Origin of the sequence: Nitrososphaera sp. (assembly GCF_037447015.1) — an archaeon.
Classification (GTDB): Archaea; Thermoproteota; Nitrososphaeria; order Nitrososphaerales; family Nitrososphaeraceae; genus Nitrososphaera.
Genome location: NZ_JBBIHK010000012.1, coordinates 1 through 24,348, shown reverse-complemented (window position 1 = coordinate 24,348; position 24,348 = coordinate 1). Strand labels below are relative to the sequence as shown.

30 protein-coding genes are annotated in these 24,348 nt (G+C 58.0%); 12 read left to right on the top strand and 18 right to left on the bottom strand.

Going from position 1 to position 24,348, the window contains the following annotated elements; genetic code table 11:
• The 4 genes from WKI84_RS06350 to WKI84_RS06335 all read right to left on the bottom strand — a co-directional run.
• Nucleotides 1-1,125, bottom strand: a 1,125-nt coding sequence (locus WKI84_RS06350) for a 2-isopropylmalate synthase (protein WP_337862694.1), incomplete at its 3' end; no start/stop codon positions are given.
• A complete protein-coding gene (gene ilvN, locus WKI84_RS06345; protein ID WP_337862693.1) occupies nucleotides 1,122-1,634 on the bottom strand; it encodes an acetolactate synthase small subunit in 513 nt (170 codons plus the stop codon). The genes ilvN and WKI84_RS06350, both read right to left, overlap by 4 nt.
• A 10-nt stretch (nucleotides 1,635-1,644) precedes the next feature.
• Entirely contained in the window at nucleotides 1,645-3,333 is a 1,689-nt protein-coding gene (gene ilvB / locus WKI84_RS06340; RefSeq protein WP_337862692.1) for a biosynthetic-type acetolactate synthase large subunit, read from the bottom strand.
• A 228-nt stretch (nucleotides 3,334-3,561) separates the two neighbouring features.
• On the bottom strand, nucleotides 3,562-3,921 hold the full coding sequence (locus WKI84_RS06335; protein ID WP_337862691.1) for a hypothetical protein: 360 nt from the start codon (nucleotides 3,919-3,921) through the stop codon (nucleotides 3,562-3,564).
• A 158-nt stretch (nucleotides 3,922-4,079) separates the two neighbouring features.
• On the opposite strand from WKI84_RS06335, the gene WKI84_RS06330 reads away from it, so the two are divergent.
• Both WKI84_RS06330 and WKI84_RS06325 read left to right on the top strand, forming a co-directional pair.
• On the top strand, nucleotides 4,080-5,393 hold the full coding sequence (locus WKI84_RS06330; protein ID WP_337862690.1) for a site-specific DNA-methyltransferase: 1,314 nt from the start codon (nucleotides 4,080-4,082) through the stop codon (nucleotides 5,391-5,393).
• 65 nt (nucleotides 5,394-5,458) lie between these two features.
• A complete protein-coding gene (locus WKI84_RS06325) occupies nucleotides 5,459-5,935 on the top strand; it encodes a nuclear transport factor 2 family protein (RefSeq protein ID WP_337862689.1) in 477 nt (158 codons plus the stop codon).
• Here WKI84_RS06325 and lsrF read toward each other — a convergent pair whose 3' ends face one another.
• Both lsrF and WKI84_RS06315 read right to left on the bottom strand, forming a co-directional pair.
• On the bottom strand, nucleotides 5,936-6,778 hold the full coding sequence (gene lsrF / locus WKI84_RS06320; protein WP_337862688.1) for a 3-hydroxy-5-phosphonooxypentane-2,4-dione thiolase: 843 nt from the start codon (nucleotides 6,776-6,778) through the stop codon (nucleotides 5,936-5,938).
• A 44-nt stretch (nucleotides 6,779-6,822) separates the two neighbouring features.
• Entirely contained in the window at nucleotides 6,823-7,875 is a 1,053-nt protein-coding gene (locus tag WKI84_RS06315; RefSeq protein ID WP_337862687.1) for a zinc-dependent dehydrogenase, read from the bottom strand.
• A gap of 113 nt (nucleotides 7,876-7,988) precedes the next feature.
• Here WKI84_RS06315 and WKI84_RS06310 point away from each other — a divergent pair, with 113 nt between their 5' ends.
• From WKI84_RS06310 to WKI84_RS06300, 3 genes are all read left to right on the top strand, one after another.
• Nucleotides 7,989-8,393, top strand: coding sequence for a transcriptional regulator (locus tag WKI84_RS06310; RefSeq protein WP_337862686.1), 405 nt, complete (start codon nucleotides 7,989-7,991; stop codon nucleotides 8,391-8,393).
• 31 nt (nucleotides 8,394-8,424) lie between these two features.
• A complete protein-coding gene (locus WKI84_RS06305) occupies nucleotides 8,425-8,664 on the top strand; it encodes a hypothetical protein (protein ID WP_337862685.1) in 240 nt (79 codons plus the stop codon).
• Nucleotides 8,665-8,752: 88 nt separating this feature from the next.
• Nucleotides 8,753-9,586 (top strand): transcriptional regulator, encoded by an 834-nt coding sequence (locus WKI84_RS06300; RefSeq protein ID WP_337862684.1) that lies wholly within the window; start codon nucleotides 8,753-8,755, stop codon nucleotides 9,584-9,586.
• A gap of 21 nt (nucleotides 9,587-9,607) precedes the next feature.
• On the opposite strand, the gene WKI84_RS06295 is transcribed toward WKI84_RS06300, so the two are convergent.
• The 3 genes from WKI84_RS06295 to WKI84_RS06285 form a co-directional block, all read right to left on the bottom strand.
• Entirely contained in the window at nucleotides 9,608-10,012 is a 405-nt protein-coding gene (locus WKI84_RS06295; RefSeq protein ID WP_337862683.1) for a DNA-directed RNA polymerase subunit K, read from the bottom strand.
• A gap of 225 nt (nucleotides 10,013-10,237) precedes the next feature.
• On the bottom strand, nucleotides 10,238-10,384 hold the full coding sequence (locus WKI84_RS06290) for a hypothetical protein (RefSeq protein WP_337862682.1): 147 nt from the start codon (nucleotides 10,382-10,384) through the stop codon (nucleotides 10,238-10,240).
• A gap of 5 nt (nucleotides 10,385-10,389) precedes the next feature.
• On the bottom strand, nucleotides 10,390-10,641 hold the full coding sequence (locus tag WKI84_RS06285; RefSeq protein ID WP_337862681.1) for a hypothetical protein: 252 nt from the start codon (nucleotides 10,639-10,641) through the stop codon (nucleotides 10,390-10,392).
• A gap of 117 nt (nucleotides 10,642-10,758) precedes the next feature.
• On the opposite strand from WKI84_RS06285, the gene WKI84_RS06280 reads away from it, so the two are divergent.
• Nucleotides 10,759-11,178: a cyclophilin-like fold protein gene (locus tag WKI84_RS06280; RefSeq protein WP_337862680.1), complete on the top strand. Its 420-nt coding sequence runs from the start codon at nucleotides 10,759-10,761 to the stop codon at nucleotides 11,176-11,178.
• On the opposite strand, the gene WKI84_RS06275 is transcribed toward WKI84_RS06280, so the two are convergent.
• Nucleotides 11,171-11,494: a hypothetical protein gene (locus WKI84_RS06275; RefSeq protein WP_337862679.1), complete on the bottom strand. Its 324-nt coding sequence runs from the start codon at nucleotides 11,492-11,494 to the stop codon at nucleotides 11,171-11,173. The genes WKI84_RS06280 and WKI84_RS06275 overlap by 8 nt on opposite strands.
• Before the next feature lie 127 nt (nucleotides 11,495-11,621).
• Here WKI84_RS06275 and WKI84_RS06270 point away from each other — a divergent pair, with 127 nt between their 5' ends.
• Nucleotides 11,622-13,466, top strand: a complete 1,845-nt coding sequence (locus WKI84_RS06270; RefSeq protein WP_337862678.1) for an ATP-dependent DNA ligase — start codon at nucleotides 11,622-11,624, stop codon at nucleotides 13,464-13,466.
• 101 nt (nucleotides 13,467-13,567) lie between these two features.
• Nucleotides 13,568-13,897, top strand: coding sequence for a hypothetical protein (locus WKI84_RS06265; protein ID WP_337862677.1), 330 nt, complete (start codon nucleotides 13,568-13,570; stop codon nucleotides 13,895-13,897).
• Here the strand turns inward: WKI84_RS06265 and WKI84_RS06260 are convergent.
• Nucleotides 13,875-14,612, bottom strand: a complete 738-nt coding sequence (locus WKI84_RS06260; protein WP_337862676.1) for a PAC2 family protein — start codon at nucleotides 14,610-14,612, stop codon at nucleotides 13,875-13,877. The two genes, WKI84_RS06265 and WKI84_RS06260, sit on opposite strands and share 23 nt — an antisense overlap.
• A 96-nt stretch (nucleotides 14,613-14,708) precedes the next feature.
• On the opposite strand from WKI84_RS06260, the gene WKI84_RS06255 reads away from it, so the two are divergent.
• Nucleotides 14,709-14,924: a hypothetical protein gene (locus WKI84_RS06255; RefSeq protein WP_337862675.1), complete on the top strand. Its 216-nt coding sequence runs from the start codon at nucleotides 14,709-14,711 to the stop codon at nucleotides 14,922-14,924.
• Here the strand turns inward: WKI84_RS06255 and WKI84_RS06250 are convergent.
• Genes WKI84_RS06250 through WKI84_RS06240 form a run of 3 tightly spaced genes read right to left on the bottom strand, consistent with a single transcriptional unit; the run spans nucleotide 14,913 to nucleotide 17,277 of the window.
• Nucleotides 14,913-16,055 carry a DUF3179 domain-containing protein gene (locus WKI84_RS06250; protein WP_337862674.1) on the bottom strand — a complete coding sequence of 381 codons (1,143 nt, stop codon included), beginning with the start codon at nucleotides 16,053-16,055 and terminating at the stop codon, nucleotides 14,913-14,915. The genes WKI84_RS06255 and WKI84_RS06250 overlap by 12 nt on opposite strands.
• Nucleotides 16,045-16,563, bottom strand: a complete 519-nt coding sequence (locus WKI84_RS06245) for a hypothetical protein (RefSeq protein WP_337862673.1) — start codon at nucleotides 16,561-16,563, stop codon at nucleotides 16,045-16,047. The genes WKI84_RS06250 and WKI84_RS06245 overlap by 11 nt, the downstream gene beginning before the upstream one ends.
• Before the next feature lie 24 nt (nucleotides 16,564-16,587).
• Nucleotides 16,588-17,277: a hypothetical protein gene (locus WKI84_RS06240; protein ID WP_337862672.1), complete on the bottom strand. Its 690-nt coding sequence runs from the start codon at nucleotides 17,275-17,277 to the stop codon at nucleotides 16,588-16,590.
• Nucleotides 17,278-17,444: 167 nt separating this feature from the next.
• Here WKI84_RS06240 and WKI84_RS06235 point away from each other — a divergent pair, with 167 nt between their 5' ends.
• Nucleotides 17,445-18,848 (top strand): plastocyanin/azurin family copper-binding protein, encoded by a 1,404-nt coding sequence (locus tag WKI84_RS06235; RefSeq protein WP_337862671.1) that lies wholly within the window; start codon nucleotides 17,445-17,447, stop codon nucleotides 18,846-18,848.
• Nucleotides 18,849-18,876: 28 nt separating this feature from the next.
• Here WKI84_RS06235 and WKI84_RS06230 read toward each other — a convergent pair whose 3' ends face one another.
• Nucleotides 18,877-21,327 carry a heavy metal translocating P-type ATPase gene (locus WKI84_RS06230; protein ID WP_337862670.1) on the bottom strand — a complete coding sequence of 817 codons (2,451 nt, stop codon included), beginning with the start codon at nucleotides 21,325-21,327 and terminating at the stop codon, nucleotides 18,877-18,879.
• Between the two features lie 38 nt (nucleotides 21,328-21,365).
• Nucleotides 21,366-21,545 (bottom strand): hypothetical protein, encoded by a 180-nt coding sequence (locus WKI84_RS06225; protein WP_337862669.1) that lies wholly within the window; start codon nucleotides 21,543-21,545, stop codon nucleotides 21,366-21,368.
• A 153-nt stretch (nucleotides 21,546-21,698) separates the two neighbouring features.
• On the opposite strand from WKI84_RS06225, the gene WKI84_RS06220 reads away from it, so the two are divergent.
• Nucleotides 21,699-21,959, top strand: a complete 261-nt coding sequence (locus tag WKI84_RS06220) for a hypothetical protein (RefSeq protein WP_337862668.1) — start codon at nucleotides 21,699-21,701, stop codon at nucleotides 21,957-21,959.
• A 7-nt stretch (nucleotides 21,960-21,966) separates the two neighbouring features.
• Here WKI84_RS06220 and WKI84_RS06215 read toward each other — a convergent pair whose 3' ends face one another.
• The gene (locus WKI84_RS06215; protein ID WP_337862667.1) at nucleotides 21,967-22,926 is read right to left on the bottom strand and encodes a hypothetical protein; all 960 of its coding nucleotides are present in this window, start codon (nucleotides 22,924-22,926) and stop codon (nucleotides 21,967-21,969) included.
• Nucleotides 22,927-22,995: 69 nt separating this feature from the next.
• Nucleotides 22,996-23,877, bottom strand: coding sequence for an arginase family protein (locus WKI84_RS06210; protein ID WP_337862666.1), 882 nt, complete (start codon nucleotides 23,875-23,877; stop codon nucleotides 22,996-22,998).
• Nucleotides 23,878-24,008: 131 nt separating this feature from the next.
• Between WKI84_RS06210 and WKI84_RS06205 the strand changes: the two genes are divergently transcribed.
• Nucleotides 24,009-24,287: a hypothetical protein gene (locus WKI84_RS06205; RefSeq protein WP_337862665.1), complete on the top strand. Its 279-nt coding sequence runs from the start codon at nucleotides 24,009-24,011 to the stop codon at nucleotides 24,285-24,287.
• Nucleotides 24,288-24,348: the final 61 nt, after the last annotated feature.

The window sequence follows — 24,348 nt, the reverse complement described above, 5'->3', positions numbered from 1 at the left end:
GTGCATGACCTCGCCTGCTATCGATAATAGTTCCGCAGTAGTTATGGCCTTGCCCTTGTCTGCAATGTTTTTCTGCTTTTCAACGATGAGGCGCAGCTGATCTTCAGTCGGGTTGATGCCAAACTCGGCAAGCATCGCCCTGATGCCGTGCGCGCCTGCGTGCTTGCCTGCCTGGAGCCACCTCTTGCGGCCCACAAGCTCGGGGCTTATCGGCTCGTACGTGAGCGGGTTGTTGATTATGCCGTGGGTGTGGATGCCAGACTCGTGGCCAAATGCGTTCTCGCCTATGATCGCCTTGTTGGGCTGGACTATTATCCCCATCGAGTTTGACACGAACTTGGACACCTCGTAGAGCAACTGCGTCTTGATGCCGTGCTTTTTGTTGTAGAGGCACTGGAGCGCCATCACAAACTCTTCCAATGAGGCGTTGCCTGCCCGCTCGCCAAGGCCGTTTATCGTGACGTGGGCGCACGCGGCTCCTGCGTTTATGCCTGCTATCGAGTTTGCCACCGCAAGCCCGAAATCGTCGTGGCAGTGCATGCTTATCGGGAGGCCGGTGGCGTTCTTGACGTCTGTCACTATCTGGGTGATGTACTGCGGCGTCGCATACCCGACGGTGTCCGGTATGTCGAGCCTGTCTGCGCCCGCCTCTGCCACTGCCCTGAACACCTGGAGCAGAAACGCCCTGTCAGAGCGCGTCGCGTCCTCTGCCGAGAACTCGACCTGCAGGCCGTGCTTTTTTGCGTACTCGACTGCGTGGACTGCGCGCTCGAGCACCTGCTCGCGGCTCATCTTTAACTTGTACTGCATGTGTATGTCCGAAGTGGCGATGAACGTGTGGACGTATTTGAGGTCGCACTTTATGGCGGCGTCGATGTCGGCCTCTGTGGCGCGGGCAAGGCCGCACACCTCTGCCTTCAACCCGCTGCCCGCTATCTGTTTGATTGCGCGCATCTCGCCCTGGGAGACTATGGGAAAGCCTGCCTCTATCGCGTCGACCCCAAGCTCGTCCAGCTTGATAGCTATCTGCACCTTTTGCTCGGGCGTGACGCTCACGCCCGGCGTCTGCTCGCCGTCCCTCAACGTGGTGTCGAAAATCCTGACTCTGTCTTGCTGCCCGCTCAAAGCTCTGCACCCCTTGGCAACGCTGAAACGCCAGTCCTTGCCAACTGCGCAATGCCATATTGTTCGACCAGATTCATAAAGGCATCTATTTTGTCCGGCGTGCCGGTTATCTCGACCGTTATCGTTTCCTTGCCGATGTCGATGATGTTGCCACGGAATATGTTGGCATAGTTCATTATCTCGCTCCTGGTCGTCGGGTCGACTGCCTTCATCTTTAACAGCGCCAGTTCGCGGTACACGGACTTGTCAAGGTCGAGCACCTTGACTTCCACAACGTCTATGAGCTTGCGGAGTTGCTTTACGAGCTGGTCGAGCGTCTTTTCGTCGCTCTTGGTCGTTATCGTCATCCTTGAAAGGTCTTTCTGCTCCGTAAGCCCGACTGTTATAGACTCGATGTTGAAATTGCGCGCCCTGAACAGGTTGGTTACCCGGAACAGCACGCCGGGCTTGTTCTCTACGAGCGTCGAGACGATGTGCCAGTCCGAGTTGCCGTTATTGCTTTCCACCATATCCCTGCCGTTACGCTCCTGTTATCATGTCCTTGAGGCTCGTGCCGGGAGCCACGAACGGGTAAACGTCCTCGTCGGGGTCTATCGGGATGTCGATGACTGTTGCCACGTCGCTCTTTATCGCGGTCTTGATGGCCTTCTCAAGCTCGGCCATCGACTGCGCCCTTATGCCCTGCGCGCCGTACGCCTCTGCCACCTTGACATAGTCGGGGCACTGGTGCTGGTGCACGCCGCTGTACCTGCGGTTGTAGAACGTGCGCTGCCACTGCGCCACCATGCCGAGCATGTAGTTGTTCATGAGGAACACTATTACCGGCAGCTTTTCCAATACGGACACTGCAAGCGAGTTTTCAGTCATGTTGAACGAGCCGTCGCCGGCGATGTCCACCACGGGCACTTCGGGCCTTGCCGCCTTGGCGCCTATGGACGCCGGGAACCCAAAGCCCATCGTGCCAAGGCCGGTCGAGCTAAAGAACGTGCCGGGCGTTATCACGTCAAAGTGGAGCGAGGCCCACATCTGGCACTGCCCGACCTCCGTGGTGGCGATTGCGTTTGCAGGCAAGAGCTCGCGAAGTTTCTTTAGCGATTTCTTGGCCGTTATCTCGCGCGGATAGTCCTTCATCGTCTCCGAGTAGTATGAAATTATCTCCTTCCTGCGCTTGAGCCATGGGTTGTCCGCCTCTCTTTTCACCACCTTTTTGGCAAGCAGCTTGACTAGCGTGCGCAGCGACGACTTGACGTCGCCCACTATGGCCACGTCGACCGACTTGTTCTTGCCTATCTCGGCAGGGTCGATGTCCATGTGGATTATGCTCATGCCCTTGCCAAACTCGTCGAACCTGCCCACCGACCTGTCTGAAAAGCGGGCGCCGATAGCTATTATGCAGTCTGCCTCGATGATTATCTTGTTCGCCTCGGGGTGGCCGTGCATGCCTATGGGGCCCATCGCAAGCGGGTGGTTCTCCGGGAACGCCCCTTTGCCCTTGAACGTCGTGACCACGGGTATCATGAGGAGCTCTGCAAGCGCCTGGAGCTCGGCAAACGCGCCCGAGAGGATGACGCCTCCACCTGCCATTATTATCGGGCGCTCGGCCTTTAGTATCAGCTCTACAGCCTTGCCAACCTCCGACAGGTCGGCGTCCACCACGGGGCTGTAGCCCCTGACCTTGATGAGGTCGGGGAACTTCATGTCGGCCGTAGCCTGCTGGACGTCCTTTGGTATATCGACAAGAACCGGGCCTGGCCTGCCGCTCTCGGCTATGTAGAACGCCTTTTTCACGTCCTCTGGTATCTCTGCGGCCTGCCTCGGCTGGAAGGCGTATTTCGTGCAGGGGTTCGCGATTCCGATGATGTCTGTCTCCTGGAAGGCGTCCTTGCCTATCATCGCCAACGGAACCTGGCCGGTGACTGCGACCATCGGTATCGAGTCCGCATATGCGGTGGCAAGCCCCGTTATGATGTTGGTGGCGCCCGGCCCCGACGTGGCAAAGCACACGCCGGACTTTCTCTTTATCCTGGCGTAGCCGTCTGCCATGTGCGCGGCCGACTGCTCGTGGCGCACCAGTATGTGGCGGAGGTTTGCGCCTACCAGCGCGTCGTATATCGGGAGGTTTGCGCCGCCGGGGAGTCCAAAGACTACGTCTACGCCCTCCTTTTCAAGGGCATGGATCAACGCTTTTGCGCCGGTCATTTCCACCATTTTCTATATTATCACCAGTTTTGTTGTTTTTTGAAGACAAACACCCACACACACGCTCGCACCGAGACGGGCAGATCTTTGTCTAGGCAGGGTACGACAGGACTAGAATCTTAACCTTGTGCCTAGGTTTATTGCTGCCAGCTGCGGGCATCTGGAGCCTGATTGGGGCCAGATAATTTATAAAGCTTCTGGCAGGGAGGAGGCGCCGTCTGTATAGCAGGCGGTGCTTTAACCTGTTGTTGCTTGATTGCTGGTTGGCTGACCAGGGCTGCCGATTCTCTTGAACCACCGCAGCGCATAGCTTGCCGTACAAGCTAGCAGGTACAGATAGCAGAAAACTAGCGACGCAGCGATCGGGAGATGGGCGCTTTGGTACGCCATCGGTTCAATCGCAATCCAGACTGGAAAGGTGGCGTAAACGACAAGCTCCAAGAGCAACAGCCAGCCGGGATCTGAAACCCTTCCATAGGCTTGAAGCAAAATGAAACCGATTCCCAAGAGAGACAAAAGAGAAAAGATCGCCAGAGTGTGCCTGTTTGGGTAAAAGAAGTTCCTTGCCTTTTGGCTGGCAATCATTGTCATCATCATTACACTTGCCTGTGTTGGTCGCGTCTGCTTAAAAATACTGCGTGCAGTTCCTTTACGTCGCGCTGCATCCTGAACTAGAGTGCGTTGCCATCTCTCTCTCCCTCTGAAAGAAAAAATTGTTATAGCTATGGCGCCATCACACCTTTGCAGTGCAGTCCTTGGAAATTGACGATTCGTGGTCGTTCCGGGACGCATCGAGATCTGACACCTCGTACATCACGCACGGCTACCACAAGTACCCTGCCAAGTTCATCCCTCAGCTTGCCGCACGGCTGATAAGGGAGAACAGCCGGCCCGGCGACCTCGTATGCGACCCATTCATGGGCTCGGGCACGACGCTTGTTGAGGCCCTTGTCAACGGGCGCAGGGCGTACGGCACGGACATCAACCCCGTCGCGGCGCTGATAAGCCGGGCCAAGACCACGCCGATAGAGCCGGAAAGGCTGTCTGCCGCAGTGCAGCGGCTTTTGGGCCGCGTAAAAACTGCGCTGAAAAGCGGTCATGGCGGCGCCAAGTCTGTCGCCGCCCGCCTGTCTGTTGATGATGTTGCGGCAGCGGCGGCGGCAGCAGTGGCGACGCACCCGCGGATCGATTACTGGTTCCCTGCAAAGCAAAAGCGCGACCTTGCAGTCCTGCTTTCAAAAATAAACGAAACCGGCGATCCACAAGTCAGGACCTTTCTGCTGTGCGCTTTTTCAAACATCCTGAAGGGCTGCTCGATATGGATGCTCAAGTCCGTCAAGCCCACGCGCGACAGGGACAAAGTTCCCTCACCCGTCTATCCAGCTTTCCACTTGCAGGTGCGCAGGATGCTTGCCAAGAACGCCGAGTTCTGGCGCCTGCTGGGCGGGGCAACAAAAAAGCCGGAATGCATCATCGACAATACCGACGCAAGGCACCTTGGCATCGACGACGGCTCTGCGTCGCTAATCGTGACCAGCCCGCCCTACGTCACGTCGTACGAGTATGCCGACCTGCACCAGCTGACTGCTATCTGGCTCGGCTTTGCAAGGGGCGACGGCCTGTCGGAGTTTCGAAAAAAGTTCATTGGCTCTGTGCAAAAGCAGGACGATGTTGCAAAAGGGCCTGCGCTCTACAGCAGGCTTGGAATAGAGACCGTGGAAAAGCTGCGCCTGGTCGACAGGCGAGAAGCGGCCGGGGTCGAGAGGTATTTCCTGGAAATGCAGCAGTGCTTCCACGAAATGTACCGGGTATTAAAGCCGGGGGGCAGGGCCGCCATAGTGATAGGCGACACGGCGCTCAAAAAAGTAGAGATACGAAACGCCGAAGTCTTTGCAGAATCGATGGAGCAAGTCGGCTTTTGCGTGCACAGAATAATCAGGCGCCCGATACCGGCCAAGATCCTGCCGCTGACGAGGGACGAAAAGACTGGCAGGTTTGCGGCGACTGCCAAGGCAGACCGCCTCGCCTACCCTACGGAATACGTCATGATAATGGAGAAAAGAGCCTGAGCAGGGCGTGCGTTCCTTTTATTTATATAGAGTGGGAGGCAAGAGCTGATCGAGTCGCCTTTCTCTTGAGCGCGCCTGACAATGATGATAATAACAGCAACAATGCAGCAGCCAAGTCGCAGATCCGCGATCTCATCTACAGCTATTTCCAGATAGCCAAGAGCAAGGAGATAGAAAACATCCCGTCGTTCTTCAGCGACGATTTCACAAAGTTTGGCGACTCGCCGCCGTACGACAGGCGCGACCTGGAGCGGGCCCTGATGCTTGAGCAGCTCCAGTTTGCAAGCATCTCCGACTATGACTTTAAAATCGAGGCGATGAGGATCGACCTGGTAGGCGACAGCGCAGCCGTCGCAACATTTGAGCTGCAGAGCACCGGCATCATCGTCGACGATTATTCCTTCCGGGGGACTGCGGTGAACAACAGGTCAAGGGTGACCATAGTGCTGCAAAAAGCCAGAAAAGGAGATGATGGCGGCGGGTGGAAGATGCTCCACCAGCATTTCTCCAGGATGCCAGGCGGCAGCAACGATGGCGGCTAGCTAGTCGAAATCGCCGGACCTTGCTACCGCCTTTACTTTCTGGGGCTCTTTCTGCCTGTATTTTTCGCGCTCGCGCATGAAAACGTCGTACGCCTCTTTTACGTCAGCCTTGCTGTGCACTATGGCCTTGACCGCCTTTATCATCGGGACAGGATAGTCGGACTGCCAGATGTTGCGGCCCATGTCGACGCCGGCCGCCCCGTGCGTGACAGAGTCGTGCGCCAGCTTCAGCGCTTCCTGCTCGGGGAGCTTTTTGCCTCCTGCCACCACGAGCGGGACGGGGCACGCTTCCACCACGTCTTCAAAGTTGTCGCAATAGTACGTCTTGACGATGTGGGCGCCCAATTCTGCAGCGACCCTGCACGCAAGGCCGAGGTAGCGGGCGTCGCGGCCCATCTCCTTTCCGACCGCCGTGACTGCAAGCACCGGGATGCCGTACTTTTCGCCCTCGTCTACCAGCTTGCCAAGGTTTGCAAGCGTCTGGTGCTCGTACTTGCTTCCGACAAATATCGAAAGGGCAAGACACGAGACGTTCAATTTTATCGCCTCTTCTATCGAGGTGGTTATCGTCTCTTTTGAGAGGTCCTCGCCTATGATGCTGGTGCCGCCAGACACTCTGAGAACGATGGGTATGTCGCGCTCGGCCGGCACGCAGTTGCGCAGTATACCCCTTGTCAGCATCAGAGAATCTGCGTATGGCAAAAGAGGTGCTATCGTCTTTTGCGCATCCTCCAGTCGCTCTGTCGGGCCGAGAAAGTAGCCGTGGTCGACTGCAAGCATGAGGCAGCGGCCGTCCTGCGGCTTGATTATCTTTGAAAGGCGGTTTTTCATTCCCCAGTCCATGTGGTTTATCGCAGGAAAGGGGCCGTTTTTATTATATATAGTTTCTACGGGCCTTCTGCCATAGTCGTCACTACCACTTTCATCGCGTCCCTGGCCTCGTGCGCGCACCTGATCGCCTCCGACGCGTCCTTGATGTCGAACCTGTGCGTGATGAGCGAAGCAATGTCCAGCCGCTTTTCTGCTATCAGCTTCACTGCCTGGTTCGTCTCCACCTCCGACGCGGCGTAGCTTGGTATGAGCGAGTGCTCGCTGGAATACAGCCTGCTCATGTCGTATGACATTTCAGAGCCCTTGGGCGGCACGCCAAAGAGCATAACCTTGCCTGCCTTCCTCGTCATGTCAAACGCCTGGACAAGCGCCTTCATGCTGCCGGTCGCCACGACTGCGATGTCGACGCCCCTGCCGCCCGTCTGCTCCCTTATCTTTTGTATAAAGTCGCTGGCCGTTATCGAGTTAAAGGCGGCCTGGACGCCGTACCTCTCGGCGTATTTGAGCCTGAAATCGTTGATGTCGGAGACAAAGATCTTGCCTGCGCCAAACGCCTTGGCGAGCAAAACGTGCATGAGCCCCGCCGGCCCTGCGCCAAGGATTGCGATGTCGTCGCCCCTTTGGAAGGAGCACTTGTTCCACGCCCTGATGCAGCATGCAAGCGGCTCTATCAGCGACGCCTCGTCAAACGTCATGCTGTCCGGCAGCTTTATCAGGCCGCCCCTGGACACGTTCCATTCGGGAACGAGGAACTGCTCTGCAAGGCCGCAGGGCGCAATGTTGCTCCTCTGGTACTCGGGGCACATCGTATAGTCGCCGTGGAGGCAATAGTGGCACGAATAGCACGGGACGTGGTGGTGTATGAACACGCGGTCGCCCGGCGCAAACCCCTTGACGCTCCTGCCGACTGCCACGACCTCGCCTGCCGGCTCGTGCCCGAGCCTGCCAGACGACATGCCATACTCGCCGTACACCTTTTCAAGGTCAGAGCCGCACAGCCCGCAGGCGCGCATCCTGACAAGCACGTCGCCGCCCTCGGCCGCCATCGCCGGCACGCTGACTTCATCCACCGAAACGGCGCTGCGGCCCTTTACAAATACCGCCTTCATGTCCAGACCGTCAATGATGGTATATGCCTGCAATATAAATACCTGAAAACAAGTTAGGCACTCCTAACAACTTTTAAATAGGATTTTCGGCAATCTGCCTTTGCCAACCACATATGCTGCTACCTTCCGAGATCGAGGCCAAGTCCCTTATCCCCGCAGTGCGCGCCATACTTGCCAAGAAGCTGATAAGGGAATATTCTCTCAAGGAGGAAGACGTGGCAAAGGTGCTCGGCATCACGCAGGCAGCAGTCAGCAACTATGTCCGGGGCACCCGGGGCGACCTTGAGCTGATAACCAAGCTGGAATCTGTCAGGGAGGTTATGCGCATGATAGACGACATTGCAAGCGACATCTCTACCAACAAGGCGTACACGCCAAGCACGCTTGCCAAGTTCGTCGGCCTGACAAACTATATGCGCTACACACTGCTGATATGCGACGTGCACCACAGCATCGAGTCAAACATCGACGAGTCGATATGCGAGCAGTGCAGAGGAACGCTCATTCGCGAGCAGTAAAGCTGCTGACAAAAATTAATATACAGACGCAATGACCTTTTCTCCAATAATGGAACGGGTAAACGGCGAAATCATTGCAGGCAGCGCACTGGCCTTTCTTGCCATACTCTTCATCTACGCGGCGCAGGTCAACCCGATATGGGCCGTAGCACTCCCGGCCGACTATATCCTGCTTGCAGTGGGGCTGGCCACGATAGGGCTTGGGATCTGGACGCGGCGGAACACGAACCGCATGCACAGCCACGAAGAGCATCCACACGGCCGCCACTGACTACAGAAAAAAGAAGGAAGAGAGAGAGGCTAACAACGTTTTTTATCACCCCTGCTTGATGCAATATACGGAGAGAGACACATAGCGTATGCCAGATGAAGACATCCTCACGCAGCCGGCGAGCGCCTACGCCAACACAGAAAAGACCTTCTTTGAGCTTGCAAGCGAGCAGCGCCTCTCCATCCTGTTCCGGCTTGCAGAGAAAAAGGCCAAGATATCGCAGCTCGCCAAGGACCTGAACATCACGATGCAGGAGGCGCACAGGAACGTCAACCGGCTGCAGGACGCCCACCTGATAGAGAAGGACCCGGAAGGCATATTCTCCCTCACCACGTTTGGAAACACGATAATCAAGCAGATTCCAACCTTCAACTTCCTTTCAAAGCACAAAGAGTATTTCTCGGAGCACGTGCTCGGCGAGCTCCCGATCAAGTTCATCATGAGGCTTGGCGCGCTGGACAGGTGCGAGTACGTCAAGGGGGTGGTCGCCATCCTGGAAAGGTGGAAGGACATTTACCGGGAAGCAGACCAGTACATCTATGAAATAGTGCCCCAAGTCCCAATCGACCTGATAGGGCCGGCCATAGCGCGGGTGACCGAAAAGGGCGTCAAATACAGCTACGTCCTGCCGCAGAACGTCATCATACCAAAGGGGCGCAAGGAGCTGCTCAAAAAGCTGGGCCACAACGAGCTGTTGAGCAAGGGGGCCATCGAGCGCAGGATGGTCGACAGGGTCGAAGTCTCTGTCATACTGAACGAAAAGCAGGCGTCGGTCATGTTCCCGACGCAGAAGGGGGAGACGGACATGAACATGATGTTCTTTAGCAGCGACCCGATATTCCACGAGTGGTGCCTGGACTATTTCCGCTACAGGTGGTACGGGTCGGACATATTCGACGAGAGCCACCTGAAAGAAATCTAGTGAATAGATAAATGGAAAATACTAGCGCATCCAGTCTATCGGTATGTCCTGGTACAGGCCGTTTGGCAGTACGCGGCGTATCGATATCGGGAGCGCCTTTTCCTCTACCTCTGCCATCGCAAGAAGGATGGACGTGTTTGCCTCCTTTGGCGGGGCGATCAGCGGGGGCGCGCCAAGCGACAGCTGCAGGGCGCGTGCGCCGGTTATCCTTGCGCGCTCGAACCTGGTGAGCCAGGGCAGCCCTATCAGCACCTTGTTCCCCTGCGCCGGAACCTCTCTCAGCTCAAACTCGGTCTCTGCATAAGTGACTACCTCGTCCGCCGGCCTGTCAGATTTCTTGGCAGGCTCCTCTTCTGCTGCTTCCTTGCCCTTGCCTTTGGCGGTCTTTTTCGCGGCAGTTTTCTTTGTAAAGCGCTTGACTACCAAGAATAATGCAAAATCTGGCAGCTATCTAATTAAATGTTTGCTTGCGGCTGTATATATCTTACATGCTGGAAAACGCCTAGGGGTCAGGGGAGAGGGTGTTCCGGCATCGCGTCCGGCCTGCTCAGCCTGGCCCCGCTGTTGTTGCGGTTTTACAAGTTTTGCTTATATCGGTTGTGAAGGAAGGCGACGCCAGAGAGTGAGAGAGACCGCGCCAGCGTCGCGGCGCTAGCCTGCATGGCTCCCGACGACCGACTGCAGGCTGTGGAAGAGCGGTTTCATCCTTGCAGGGGGGCCGCGCATGTCCAGCTTGGAACTTCCGACCACTGAAACCGTGGCTGTGCGGAACGGAAAGCCGCCCTCTTTGTATTTCACGCTTGTCAGCTATCACGCGCCCGCACCCCTCCCTTTGTGCGGAACGGAAAGCCGCCCTCTTTGTATTTCACGCCGTGGATCGAGTCGAGCCGCTCGCTGATGATGTCGTCCGATCTCAGCAGCAGGCCGCGGCGGGAGTACAGTATCAGCCGCCTGTCGGTGACGTAGACTCCGTACTTTTTCTCTGCGTACTCGACTTCTTCCTCGCTTGCAAACTTGATGTTTTCAAAGGGGAGCAGGAAATCGCTCAGTGGCACGGGGCCGGCTGCCTGCTGCCGGCTTTATCGTGGCATGTCATGCAAGTTTGGCAATGCGCGCAAGAACCAGAAACCTTTTCATTACAATGCCGCATCAGATGGTGGTCGTACCAGAGATTGGCATCACCACCATCACCGCCGCAACAGCAACAGGCCGGCTCTGTTTCAAGGCTCAAGCTGGTGGCCGAAGTCGCAGGCAAGGGGCAGGCCGAGTGCGAGCTGGTGCGCCACCTGGCCCCGACCACGTCCGGCGCGCTCCTAAAGGCGCTCCCCTTACAGGGGCTCTCCCACCGGCTCGATGACAGATGCGTCTACATCGAGACTGCGCTTGTCATCGGCGCTGAAAAGCAGCGGACGCAGTTCCGCAGGGGCGACATGGCGCTCATGCCGTCAAACGGTGGCATCTGCTTTTTCCTGCGCGACTGCACCGTGCCTGCCATGAATCCGATTGGCAGGGTGCTGAGCAACATGGAAATAATCGAGGCGAGCCGCCCAGGCGAAGTGATCTCGGTAAAAAAATCTGTTACTACTACTTGACCTTCTCGTACACCCTGTGGCCGCTGTAGCCGCCTGCCCTCTTTAGCACGCCCTTGGCCTCAAGCGACTTGACAAACGAGTTTGCCACCGATATCTTGACCCCTGCAGCCTTGGCGACGCCCTGCACGGTCACCGCCTTCATCCCCTGGATGACCTTTGTGCCCTGCGACTCCTCCAGCACGACTGCAAGCTTGGCTTTCTGCTGCGGCTTGCCCTTCTTCTCATCTTTTGCAGCCGCCGGCTTGATCTCGCCGCCAGGGCCAGTCACTGTGCCCTTGTCCTGCTTGGCCGCCGGCTTGTTCTTGTTACCGCCCATTGCACCGCTTGTTCCGTGCCCCCCTTTAATATTCATTCATTTTCATGCACGCCTTTCTTTCTTTCCAGCAACACCTGCTGCCATCAAAACAAAGCTTTAATCCCAAGCCGCAAGCTAGAGCTGCCAGATGGAGTTCAGGCTGCTGGTCGAGACCTTTGAGCAGATGGAGAAGACGTCCAGCAGGATAACGCTCACCGACCACCTGGTCACGCTCCTGAAAAAGACGCCGCCCGACGTGATAGGCAAGGTCACATACCTGATACAGGGCAAGCTCTATCCCGACTATGAGGGGATAGAGATGGGCCTTGCAGAGCGCATGGCGCTTCGGGCCATCGCAAGCTCGTCAGGCAAGAACCTGTCCGACGTTGAAAAAATTTATCGCGAAACAGGCGACATTGGCGATACCGCCGGCAAGGCCATGATGTCAAAGAGCCAGTCCACGCTCTTTTCCGAGCCCATGACCGTCGAGCGCGTGTACCAGACGTTTGACGCCATCGCAAGGACGTCGGGCCCCGGCTCGCAGGAGACCAAGCTGCGGCTCGTCGCCGGCCTGTTGAACGACGCCGACGCAAGGGAGGGCCGCTACATCATGAAGTTTGTCATGGGCGCGCTCCGGCTGGGCATAGCCGACTATACTGTGCTGGACGCGCTTGCGCTGGCATACACTGGCGACAAAAAGAACCGGGAGGTGCTTGAAAACGCCTACAATGTGTCAAGCGACCTTGGCACGGTGGCAAGGCTGCTTGCCACAAAAGGCATCGAAGCCGTCAGGTCGATGCAGATAACGCTGTTCAAGCCGGTCCGGCCAATGCTTGCCGAGCGTGTGACTACTGCCGAAGAGGCGCTTGAGCGCATGGAGGGCAGGGCGGCAGTAGAGTTCAAGCTGGACGGCGAGCGCGTGCAGGTCCACCGGGGCAAGGACAGGGTGGAGCTTTTCTCAAGGAGGCTGGAAAAGATAACCGGCCACTACCCCGACGTGACAGAGGCAGCCATGTCTGCCATCAAGGGCGAGGCGATAATGGAAGGCGAGGTGGTGGCGATAAACCCGCAGACAGAAGAATACCTGCCGTTCCAGGAGCTGATGCACCGCCGGCGCAAGCACGGCGTGGAGGAGGCGATGGAAAGCTATCCTGTCGTCATCAACTTTTTCGACATCCTGTACCTGAACGGCAAGAGCATGACCTGCCTGCCGTACGAGGAGCGCAGAAAGCTCCTAGAAAAGACGCTCAAGGGCAAGAGCAAGAAGAAGGACGGCGGCGAAGAAGGCAACGGCGGCGGGATGATAAGGATAGTGCCGCAACAAGTCGCCGCAAGCGCAGGCGAGATAGACCGGTTCATGGCCAGGGCGATAGAGAGCGGCTGCGAAGGCGTGATGATAAAGCAGCTGTCAAGCACGTACAGGGCCGGCGCCCGCGAATACGCCTGGGTAAAGCTGAAAAGGGAATACCGGACCGAGCTTGCAGACACGCTCGACCTTGTCATAGTGGGCGCGCTGCACGGCCGGGGCCGGCGCGTGGGCAAGTACGGCGCGCTCTTGCTTGCGGCCTACGACCGCTGCACGGACACGTTCCAGAGCGTTTCCAAGGTCGGGACCGGCTTTACCGACGAGCACCTCGACCAGTTCTACCATCTGCTGGAGCGCCACGTGATACACCAAAAGCACGCAAGGGTCGAGACGGGCATGGACATGGACGTGTGGTTCGAGCCTGCAATAGTCATCGAAGTGGTGGCGTCCGAAATAACGCTGAGCCCGTCGCACGCGGCGGCCAAGGACAAGGTGAGGGCCGGATACGGCCTTGCACTGCGTTTTCCCAAGTTCACCGGCAAGGTGAGAGACGACAAAGTGCCCGAGGACGCCACGACGACCGACGAGGTGGTGACCATGTACCGGCGCCAGCTCAAGGTGCATTCTGGGGCGCGCGAGCCCCAGCCGCTGCCAGAGGAAGAAGTGGAAGGGGAAAGCGGGAGTTAGTTGGTTGGTAAGAAAAAGAGAGATATGAAGATGATGAGCAAAATAGTATATAATAATCTGCCCTCTGGCAAGCAAAAGAAGGAAGGGAGAAGGGAAAATAATTGAAGGTCTCTGAACTGTGCGCGATGATACAGGACTCTATGCGGTCTGGGCGCTACCCTACTGAAACAGAGGCGCAGAAAAAACTCGCCGGCCTCGTCCAGGTGTCGAGCAAGGGAAGCGACGACAGCCTGGACTCGCAGGGGATCGCAATAGAGGTAAGAGTGCAGGATCTGTACGTCGCTACCAACTATGCGCCAAACATCAGGCACCTTCCGGGCGTCATCGAGGCAGACGCGCTAGACTCGTTCAGGATGCTGTGCCGCAAGCTGGAGCGCGTCGAATCGGGCGGCAGCAGCAACGTGCAGATCAAACGCCGCCACCGCCAGTAGCGGCAGTGGTGGGGTCGTCGCGCCACAGGCCGCTTTCTACCTCGCTTTCGACCCTGGCCGCCAGGTCGTCAAGCTCGTCCATCCCGCGGAATTTCTGGTACGTCAGCTTTTCCAGAGTGAGCAGGAGGCTCTTTGCCGACCTGAACTGGGGCACCTGCGGGTTATCTATCTCGGCGTAAAGGCCGACGCCGGGCAGGCCGCGCTCCTTGGCAAGCCCGAGTATTAGGCCGTTAAAGCCGGTTATCAGCGACGAGCCCGGGGTGGGATCGACGCCGAGCTTTTGTATCTGCTCCGACAGCGCCTGCGTGGTCGCAGTCATCAGCGTCTTTGGGCTCTTGCCATAGTCTCTGGTGGTGTGAAAGGCGCCAAGAGTGTAGATGAGCTGCGCCCCGTATTCCATTGCCATGTCGATAACGTCGCCGCACAGGTCGTACAGCTCCTGGTTCGTCTGCGGCTGGCCGATGCCCCCGCCGAAAACCACGACTGCGCCGTCCGAGCCGTACCTGTATTCCCACTTTTCACGCTCAAAGTCGATGTATCCGCCGTTGTCTATGACATAGTTCGGGAACGGGATCGAGACGTACCGGAAGAGCTGCGTGTCGAGGCTCTTGTTGATAAAGTCTATGGCAATGCTCCCGACGTTGCCCATGTCCTGCATTGCGGCTATCACGACGGGCTTGCGGATGGGGGCGTCCTTGACCCTGACTGCCTTCACTACAACGTCCCTACGGGGCCATTGCATAAAAGAGTTGGCTGGCCTGTAGGCCCAGAAAGAAAGGTTAAAAATCCGAACGGCCCCAACGCAGAGACGTTGTCACAGCAAGGAGGGGGCGGCGAGGGCAGAAAGGAGGAAAGCGGGGCCGATTCGGTCTCCGGCGACCACCGCGCAGCCATGGCTGGCTGGAAGGCCCGCAAGGAGCAGCTCTACCGGCAGAAAGAGTCTGTAGACAAAGTAAACGACGAGGCAGAAAAAGTCAACCTCCTGTCGCTTTCAAAAAAGAGAGATTCTCTACCTCTACCTGAATAGCTCTGTCCCGGGGTGGAACGCGGCCCACTCGAACCAGAACCCGATGTCAAACGGGAGCCTCTTCAATTTCGCCCCTTTCATCGGACCGTCTGTTGCAACCCCTTCCACGTCCCAGGTGCTCGCCGTCTGCCTGTCTGTCACCTTGCCGTCCTTGTAGTCAAATTTGAGCACCTGCTGCCAACCTCCACCGTCAAGTTCCCTGTCGAAAGCCCTTGTCATGAACGGATATTGCGAAACAAGCAGCACGCTGAGCCTGTCGCCGTCGCTGCTGCCTATCGAGTCGTTGATCACATGCTCGTTTTCTATCTTTTGCAGCGGATAGGCCCTGTAAACCCCATTGCTTTCAAACCCGACAACCACTTCCTTGGGACCTAGTCTGCCGTCGCGGTTTTCGACCGGGAAATAGATCTCGGGGCTCGTGTAATAGTTGCCGTACGGGTCCGAGCCATAGGGCCTGTCAAAGCCCGTGTCCTGGGAGAGCACCCTTGACTGGGGGTACAGACGCTTCCAGTCGCCCCACTGTGCCAGGTCGAACGGGACGCGCTCCAGCCTTTCGCCAGCCCTCTCGCCTGCTATGGCCTGCCCGAGCGCCTGACTCCACAGCGATTCGGTGGATCTGTCGTACATCACGAGGTTGCTGTTGTACAGCTTGCCAGAGGTGCCAAACTCGGCTGCCGCTGACGATTCGTCGCCGCTCAGCGTGCGCTTGAACACTTGGCTCGTGAAGCAGAGCGGGCAGTACGTGACTGCGACCGGCTCGCCGCCGACCACGTCGTTGACTATCTCGTGCCAGACCAGTATCTTGAGAGGGTACGCCTTGGCGTCGCCTTCGATGGCAAGGCCGATTACGAGGTCGCCGTCCTCAAGGCCCGCACCCGAAGCAGAAGTGAACTTGGGGCTGTCTATGGATGGTATGCCGTCCCGCGGCGGCCCACCACTCACTATTTTTTCAGGAGGCACGATGAAGTTGCCTGTTGCCGTCGCCGCCGGGCCTTGGCGCTGTACCTGGCCGGCAGGAGCGTCTGCCACAAATGAGCCTGTCCCTGCGACTGTTGCTGCTGCAATGATAATGATGGTGATGGCGACTGCAATGCCTCCCGCAATAACAAAGATACTGGTCTTACGCTGCATGTGCAATCCTGCTCCGCAACTTTACCCCTGAAAGTGCTGCAAAGCCCATCACTCCTGCAAGCCCTGCATACGAGAGCGGCTGCGAGTACGTGATGAGCACCGCCGAGAGCGTACCCCCAAATACCGACGGCAATAGCGACAGTATGAACAGCCACGACCCGCAGCAGCCGAGGGGGACGAGCGAAAAGAAGGAAAAGAACGATCCGGCGACTGTCGTGCCTCTGGAGCCGGCGCCAAGCAGAGTCCCTCCTCTCCTGCCAAGCGGGCACCCCAAGCTCTTTGCGTAGGAGCTGAAAAAGACCTGCGCGCCCACGCCGCCTGCGCTCCCTCCGATCACCGCAGAGTTGATGGCAAACGCTGCATTTATGGCCGCGGCCGGCGGCAGGCTCGGCGTAGTCACGACCACGACCAGCAGGTACGCGGCAAGCGTTGCGGCCCCTGCCAGCGCGCTTTTGGCTAGCGACCTTTTTGCGGCGGGGCTGAGCCGGCGGGTTTGCGTGTGGAACATGCCATGCCTCTTTCTTCTATGTTGTCATGTGCCGGTGGTGGTACTGGTCAAGGCGCTGTTGCTGATGACTAGGAGCTTGCCAAGCGTGGTCAGCTTGGACGCTATCCTTCCCCTCTCGCCCTTTTCCACTTCGAGCAGGCCCAGCTCGACCAGCCCCTTGGCCTCCTTTGACCCCATGACGTGGTAGCTGAGGAGCGGCTTGCCGTACCCCGACACCTGCTCGAGGTGCTCAAAACTCTCTACCGACCCGCCCTGGTCGTTTATGCATTTGAGTATCTTGAGCTTGGCTTCAGATATTATCTCGCTGTAGCTCAGCTTCAACACCGGCAGCAGCATCGGCATGCCTGCCTCGTCCATGCCAAACGTCTTGATGCCGTTGACGAACGCCGACGAGAGAGCCGCGCAGCCCATCAGCTTGTCGCCGGAGCTGACGTTCATCAACACCTGCTCATAGTCCCTGCCCTCGCGGTTGAGGATCTCGCTGACCCTCTCCATTGTGTCGCGAATGACGTTCTCGCGGTTGACGACGTTCACCGCCGCCCTGATTCCTATGGCAGTTGATATCTTCCTTGCAAACTCGTCTGCCTTTTGCTTGTCGGCCGCATAGCAAATGAGCGCAAGCTTGTGGACCGGAAAGTTGCGTATGCCTGAAGCGATTCCTTCGGCGTCGTCGGCCCCAAACGTGGCAATCTGTATCGTCTTCAGCTGCGTCATCCTGCCTTCTGGTTGCCGCGCCTTTGTAATAAGGCTGGCCTTGAATGGTTAAAGCGGCGGTTTAACCGTCGTATTATGGAACCGCGTTTCCTGCTGCCTGCAACGGTTAAGGGCGGGCTTGAACCATTCTGGACAATGCATACATAGATAATTCTTGACGCTTGCCTATGGACGGAAACAAAGATAATGATGACGGCATTTCCGGCGGTGGGAAGAACAACAGCCGCAGACTTTTGGTCGCAGCCCTCGTCTCTGCGGCACTGCTCACCGGGGCGGCGTTTGCAGCAGCACAGCCCGGCCTGTTTTTTCTGGCGCGCCCGGCAGAAGCGGCGCAACACACAGCAACAAGGGCGAACGGCAGCGGCGGCGCCTCTGCGGTAAGCCCGATGGAGACCGTGAGCCTTGACGGCGTAACAGTATCTTTTGGCGTGCAGCCAGAAACGGTGCATGCGTTTGACAGGGCGACGATCCGGGTAGAGATAGCCGACGCAGAGTCGGGGGCGCCCCTGTCGCACGTCGACTGGGCCATCATAGTCAAGAACCCCGCAGGCGAAGAGGTCTACAAGACGTCGACTTCGCACACCCACCTGGGCGTACACGAGTTCAGCTATGCCTTCCTGGAGCCGGGCAGGAACACCGTCAGCGTGCAGATAGCCTCGCTTGGCCCCGAGATGATGGGCATGGACGTGCCCAAGGAGGCGCAGACCCGCATCTTCAAGTCGGGCGACCCGATGAGGAGTCCCGAAGTGGACGAGACCTTTTTCTTTGGCTCCCGCTCGCACGACTTTGTCGTGGACGTGGCAGGCCAGGGCGGCGTCAAGGAGCTGGCAAGCGACAACGGCGCCAAGGTTGAGCTCGAGCTCTCCACAAACCCGCTGAACATAGTGGCAGGCCAGCCCACGACGCTCGTGTTCAACGTGCGCGACGCGGCTACCGGCAAGAACATCATGCATCCTGACGCGCTTGTCAGCATCAAGCAGGGCAGGTTCCTCCATTCTGCGTCCGCGCCGGCTGGGAGCCCGATGATGCCCATGAGCGGAGCGTACCACGGCCACACCGGCGAGATGGCGCTGACGACCGTGTTCCCTGCGCCGGGCGTCTATGCCATACGGGCAGAGGTCAACTCGCTGCCTGTCTCAGACATCCAGTTCGGGCACGTGAAGGCAGAATACCGGATCCTGGTGTCTGAAAATGGTGGCGGTGGTGGCGGCAAAGCTGCAGACAACGGCACTAGCAACAATAATAACAGCGGCAACGACGATGACGACGACAACGACAACACCGGCAGGGTGTCGATACTGGGGCAGGCCGCACCCTACTATGCGCCTGCGAGCATCACTGTGAAAAAGGGCCAGCCGGTGACGTTTGTCAACGACGACTTTGTGATCCACACCGCGACGAGCACCGACGCGGCGCCGCAGGACGCCGAGCCTGCCGCGACCGGCCTGTTTGACACAGGAATATTGGCACACGGGGAGGAAAAGGCCGTCACTTTTGACCAGGAGGGGACGTACAACTACTTTTGCCAGGTCCACCCATACATGAGGGGAACGGTGACGGTAACAGGCTAGCTAGCTGACCAGGCCGCCTCCTCCTTTTTTATCCTCCTTTCTTTTTCGGCTGCCACCTTTTGAGCGCAAGCGAGCTTGCAGTCACAGATACCGAGCTTGCCGCCATCGCAAGGCCGGCAAGCGCGGGGTACAGCAGCCCCGCTGCTGCGACAGGCACCAGTATCACGTTATACAAAAACGCGTATGCAAGGTTCTGCTTGATCTTGCCTACGGTCTTTTTCGCTATCTGGATAGCCGAGACCACGTCGCGCACGTCGCTCCTTACCAGCACGACGCCGCCTGCCTCTATCGCCAGGTCTGTTCCAGACCCGACGGCTATCCCGACATCCGCGGCAGTCAGGGCGGGCGCGTCGTTCACCCCGTCGCCCACCATTGCAACCGTCCCTGCTCCGCGCCTTTTCAGCTCGTCTATGACTCCGACCTTGCCGGACGGGAGCACGCCTGCATAGACCCTTTCGATGCCTACCTGGCGCGCTATCTCTTGTGCCGTCTGCCTGTTGTCGCCTGTCACCATCACCGGTTCCACGCCAAGCGACTTGAGCGCCTCGACCGCCTCCACTGCCTCCCTTCTTGGGGTGTCGAGCAGGCCGATGACCCCTGCTGCGACGCCGTCTGCAGCCACGATGACTGCAGTCTTGCCCTGCGACTGCAGCCGCTCTGCCGCTGGCATCGCCGGCGCCACGTCGACGCCGGCCGACTCGAGCATGTCTGCAGCCCCGACCCTGATCTTGGTAGCACCAAGCACCGCCATGACGCCCTTGCCAGGAGTCGACTGGAAATCTGAAATGTCGCCCGGCTCTATGCCTGCCGCCCTTGCGTGCGCGACGATGGCCTTTGCAAGCGGGTGCTCCGAGTAGTTTTCCGCGGTGGCTGCAAGCGCAAGCACGTCGCGCTCACCACTGATGCTGATGTTGCTACTGTTGCTGGCCTGCCCCTCTATTGCGACCCTGCTGCTAACCTGCACAACGTCTGTCACCTGCGGCCTGCCCTCTGTGAGCGTGCCCGTCTTGTCAAACACTGCGATCTTTACTTTGCTGAGCGCCTCGATGGCGTCGCCTGACTTGAATATGACGCCGTTTGAGGCGCCCTTGCCCATCCCGACCATTATCGCAGTCGGAGTCGCAAGGCCCAGCGCGCAGGGGCACGCTACGACCAGTATTGCCACTGCCGGTATTATCGCCGCGCCGGCGTCGCCGGGCAACGCCACAAAATACCACGCCCCAAACGTGGCAAGCGCTATTGCCATGACCGCGTACGCAAAGTATCCGGCGACCCTGTCGACCAGCTTTTGCATCGGGGGCTTTTTGCCCATGGCTTCCTCGACCAGCTTGACCACCTGCGACAGGAACGACTCTGAGCCAACCCTCGTCGCCTTGACAAGCAGCATCCCCTCCCTGTTGACCGTGCCGCCTATCGTGCTGTCGCCTGTCCTCTTGTGCACGGGCACGGACTCGCCAGTGACCATCGACTCGTCGACTGCCGACTCACCCTGCACCACAGTCGAGTCGACCGGTATGCGCTCGCCCGGCCTGACGATTATGATGTCGCCCTTTTGTATAAGCTCCACCGGCGTCTCTGCCTCTGTGCCGTCGGCCCTCTTTACCCTTGCGGCCTTTGGCTGGAGCTCCAGCATCTTGCGGATGACTGCACTCGTCTTGCCCTTTGTCTTTAGCTCCAGGTACTTGCCAAGCAGTATGAACGTGATGACGAGCGACGAGGCATCGTAATAGATGCCGTGCCACATCGGCTCTGGAAACGTGCTGTACGCGCTGTACGCATATGCGGCAGTAGTGCCAAGCACCACGAGGGTGTCCATGTTGGCCGACTTCATCCTGGCTATCCTGAACGCGCCAGAGTAGAACCTGCTCCCTGCGACAAACTGGACGACGGACGCGCCTGCAAAGGCAATGTACGCTGCAATGCTGGTGCCTGCAAGGGGCAAAAAGCCAAAGACTTCTGGATAGCTGTAGAGCACCACTGGCACGGCAAACGCCGCTGCCATTGCAAAAAGGGCGCGCAGCTTGCGCGCCTCGATGTCGTACGGGCTTGTGCTCTCTGTCTCTGATATTATCGAATATCCCTGGTCGGCTATCTTTTTGCGCAGGTCGGCAAGCGACACCAGGGCAGGGTTGTAAGCGACGTTCACCTGCATGCTGCCATAGTTGACCGACGCTGTGCGCACCCCCTCCATCCTTGAGACTGCCTCTTCAAGCCTCTGCGCGTCGGCCGAGTCGGTGATGCCCTCCACCTTGAGCGACACGCTCTCGTAGACCACCTTGTAGCCTGCCTCCTGCACTGCCTTTTCGATCTCGGCCAGGCCGACCTTTTCCGGGTCGTACTCGACTGCCGCCTTTTCGCTTGCAAGGTTCACCTCGACTTTGGAGACGCCCTCGACCGCAGAGACGCGCCTCTGTATCGAGCTGACGCATCCGGCGCAGTGCATCCCGCCGACCTTTAGCAGCGTGCGTTTTTCTGGCATTGCCCTTTTTCTTCGCCCTTTCTTTGCACGGCAGTTATTTAACCACCCGTCTTTACAAATGTAAAGACCTTGCAAACTAACTCCCTGACCCTGGCCGCTTCTTCCCTGTACGCCTTGTTGATTGTGCTTACGCTGCCGTCAGGGCACGCCACAGTTACTGCGACGATGTTGACTTCTGCGTCGGATGCGAACGCGGCCGGCCAGACCTTTTGCACCATCTTCATCCCCTTGCGACGAGCGATTTCAGCTCTTCGATTGAAGTGCCGGCTGCGTCGACGTCGACGCCGGCCATATCAATCCGCCATTTCTGGCTCTGCGCGACGTATAAAGCCTTGAAAATTTATTAGCCCTTGACCTGCTAGTACCTGGCTGTGGTAGTGGTGTCGCTTTCGCACGACGACAAACTTGTGCTGATACAGTACGCCATAGAAAAGTACGACTCTGAAAAGGTGCTCAAGGAAAAACTTGCCGGCATACTCGTACCAAAGGACATCGAGCGGGGCATAGACACTCTGATAGGCACCCAGAGGGTGCGCAGGATAGGCCCGGAAACTATACAGAACAACAAGAGCGCGATGGGCGAGCTCCCCGAGCTTCCAGATCACCTGAAGCCGATGGTAGACGCCCTCTGAGAAAGAGCTACTTTTTCGCAGCAGCTGCTGTTGTTATCGTTATCCTGTGCTTGGCGTCGTGGCTGTAGTTTATCGAGAGCAGGGTCTCACCGGTCGTCCTGTCTTCTGTCTTTTTGACCTCCTTTGTCAACGCGCCGTCGATCCTGACCTCGTAGGGGCCCTTTAGCAGCGAGCCTATCGAGATCTCTGTCACGCCCCGGGTGCCTTTCTTGCCCTCTACGTCAAACGACAGCACGGCGCGCTTGCCGTCGGCTGTTGCCGCCGGCGTCAGCTGCAGGTTGCTTACAAGCGAGGTGGCGTCCACCCTGACATCCACGGCATTAGTGGCCTTGCCGCCGCCATTGCCGGCGGCTGCCGGCTGCGCCACCACCTTGTATAACGCAGAGTGCTGGCCGCTCAGGTCCCTGACGAGCGTCCTGATGTCTGCCGGCTTGAAGACCCTGATACTGCTGACAGATTTCTCGAATGCGGCGATGTACTTGTCATAGCTTGCAGTCGAGTTTGCGTTGAACGTGACAATTATTATGCCGTCCTTTGAGGCAAACGAGTACGACTTGGTCCTCGCAAACGACTCGTTCTCGCACACCTTGATGACTTCTGACGCCCGCATCTTGTTCACCGTGACATAGTTGCGCGTGATCTCTTTGCAGGCGTCGATGGCGCTGAGCTTAAAGTCGGGCTTTTGCCACGCGGCCTTGGCCGACTGGGCGTCCACCGTCACGACTGTCATGGTCGCCGGCGGCCAGCCTGCAAAACTCTCGGGGCTGACTATGGGGTAGCTGTAGGCGTTTGGACCCTTCCAGCCGTCTGGAAAGTCTATCTGGAAACCTGCCGCCCCGTCGACGTACCTGCCGCCGACTAGTTCATTGCTGCCCTGGGCAAATGCGCTTGAGACGTTTGTTATTATCATCATCATTGTCATCGCTGCCATCGCCAGCAGCGTGGCGATAGTGATCGGCGACTTCACGGCTGACTTTTGCCTGCGCGCTCTATAAGCCGCGGTATGTCAAAACCAGACAGACGGCCTGAATGGAGGTCAGGACGAGAGTGAAAGCGAGGCAATGCACTCTGACAGTATGCGCGCCGCCAGGTACGCCGTCATGTTGTTGAGGTCATAGTCGGGCGAGAGCTCCACAATGTCAAAGCCGGCGACGCTGCACCGGCTCATCGCCTTTGTCAGGAGGTACAGCAGGTCTGCCGCGGCAAGGCCGCCCGGCGACGGCACCGAAACGCCCGGCGCAGACGCAGGGTCGACGCAGTCAAGGTCTATAGAGATATACGTCAACATGCCTGTAGTCTTGGCAAGCATCGCCTCGCACACCCTGTGCACGCCCAGCTCGACCATGTCTATTGGCGTGACTATCTGGAGGCCGGCGCTCCTGGCGTTTTCAACCTCTTCCGGCTCTGCCGCCCTTGTGCCTATCGCCATGCTCCTTGTAAAGTCGATGTACCCTGCCGAGTCGGTGAGGACAGAGCCATAATAGTTGCGGGCAGACGAGACGAAATCAGGGTGGGCGTCAAAGTACAGGAGCGACAGCTTTTCCCTCCCTCCCCTTGCCTCGTAGACTGCTTTTATCGTGTCAGCAGTGAGCGAGTGGTCGCCGCCTATTGTAACCGGCAGCTTGCCCTTTTTTGCCAGCACAAGCGTGTGCGGGTAGGTGCTGCCCCTTGCGACGTTGCCTGCGTCAAATATCTTCTTGCCGTCAAACGTACCGCGCATTGGCACCGTCGGTATAAGCCTGCCGCCACGCATAAAGAACTCGGACTCGTTTGACGCCGCTCTCAGGGTGTCCGGCGCCGTGCTGGCGCCCTTTCTTGCCGCATGCGACCTTGACTCGTCAGGGACGCCCGTTATGACTATGGCTGCCTCGTCTGCGCTGGCGGCGCCGGCACGGTTGAACTTTATCGTGGCCGACAATATATCCACACTCTTTTTTGCTCCGGCAGACGCGGTTTTTAACCTTGGCATTATTCTAGACGATTTGACTATAAGCGCCAGGCGAGACTGTCTTAAGTGCTGCCGGCCTAAATTGAGGCAGAGAAAGAGATATGACACAAGAGGAAGCCAGGGCGATAATGTCTGATACCGAATACAACGTGCACAAGCAGCTTGCAGAGGAGCTAGCCTTCCTGTGGCACGCCGAGCGCTACATACAGGACGCTGAAAAGGACGGCAACCAAAAGGCCGCAGACGTGTTCCGCCGGATAAAGGACGAGGACCAGAGGCACGCGCAGATGCTTAAAGAGGTCCTCCAGAACATGGGTCAGGCGTCGCCACAGCAGCAACAACAACATCAGCAGCAACAATCCCGGCAGCAGCAAAGGTAGAGAAAAGAGAGGAAAGGAAAAGAGAAGAGGAGAAAAACTCCCACCCTGCTTTTTTCACACC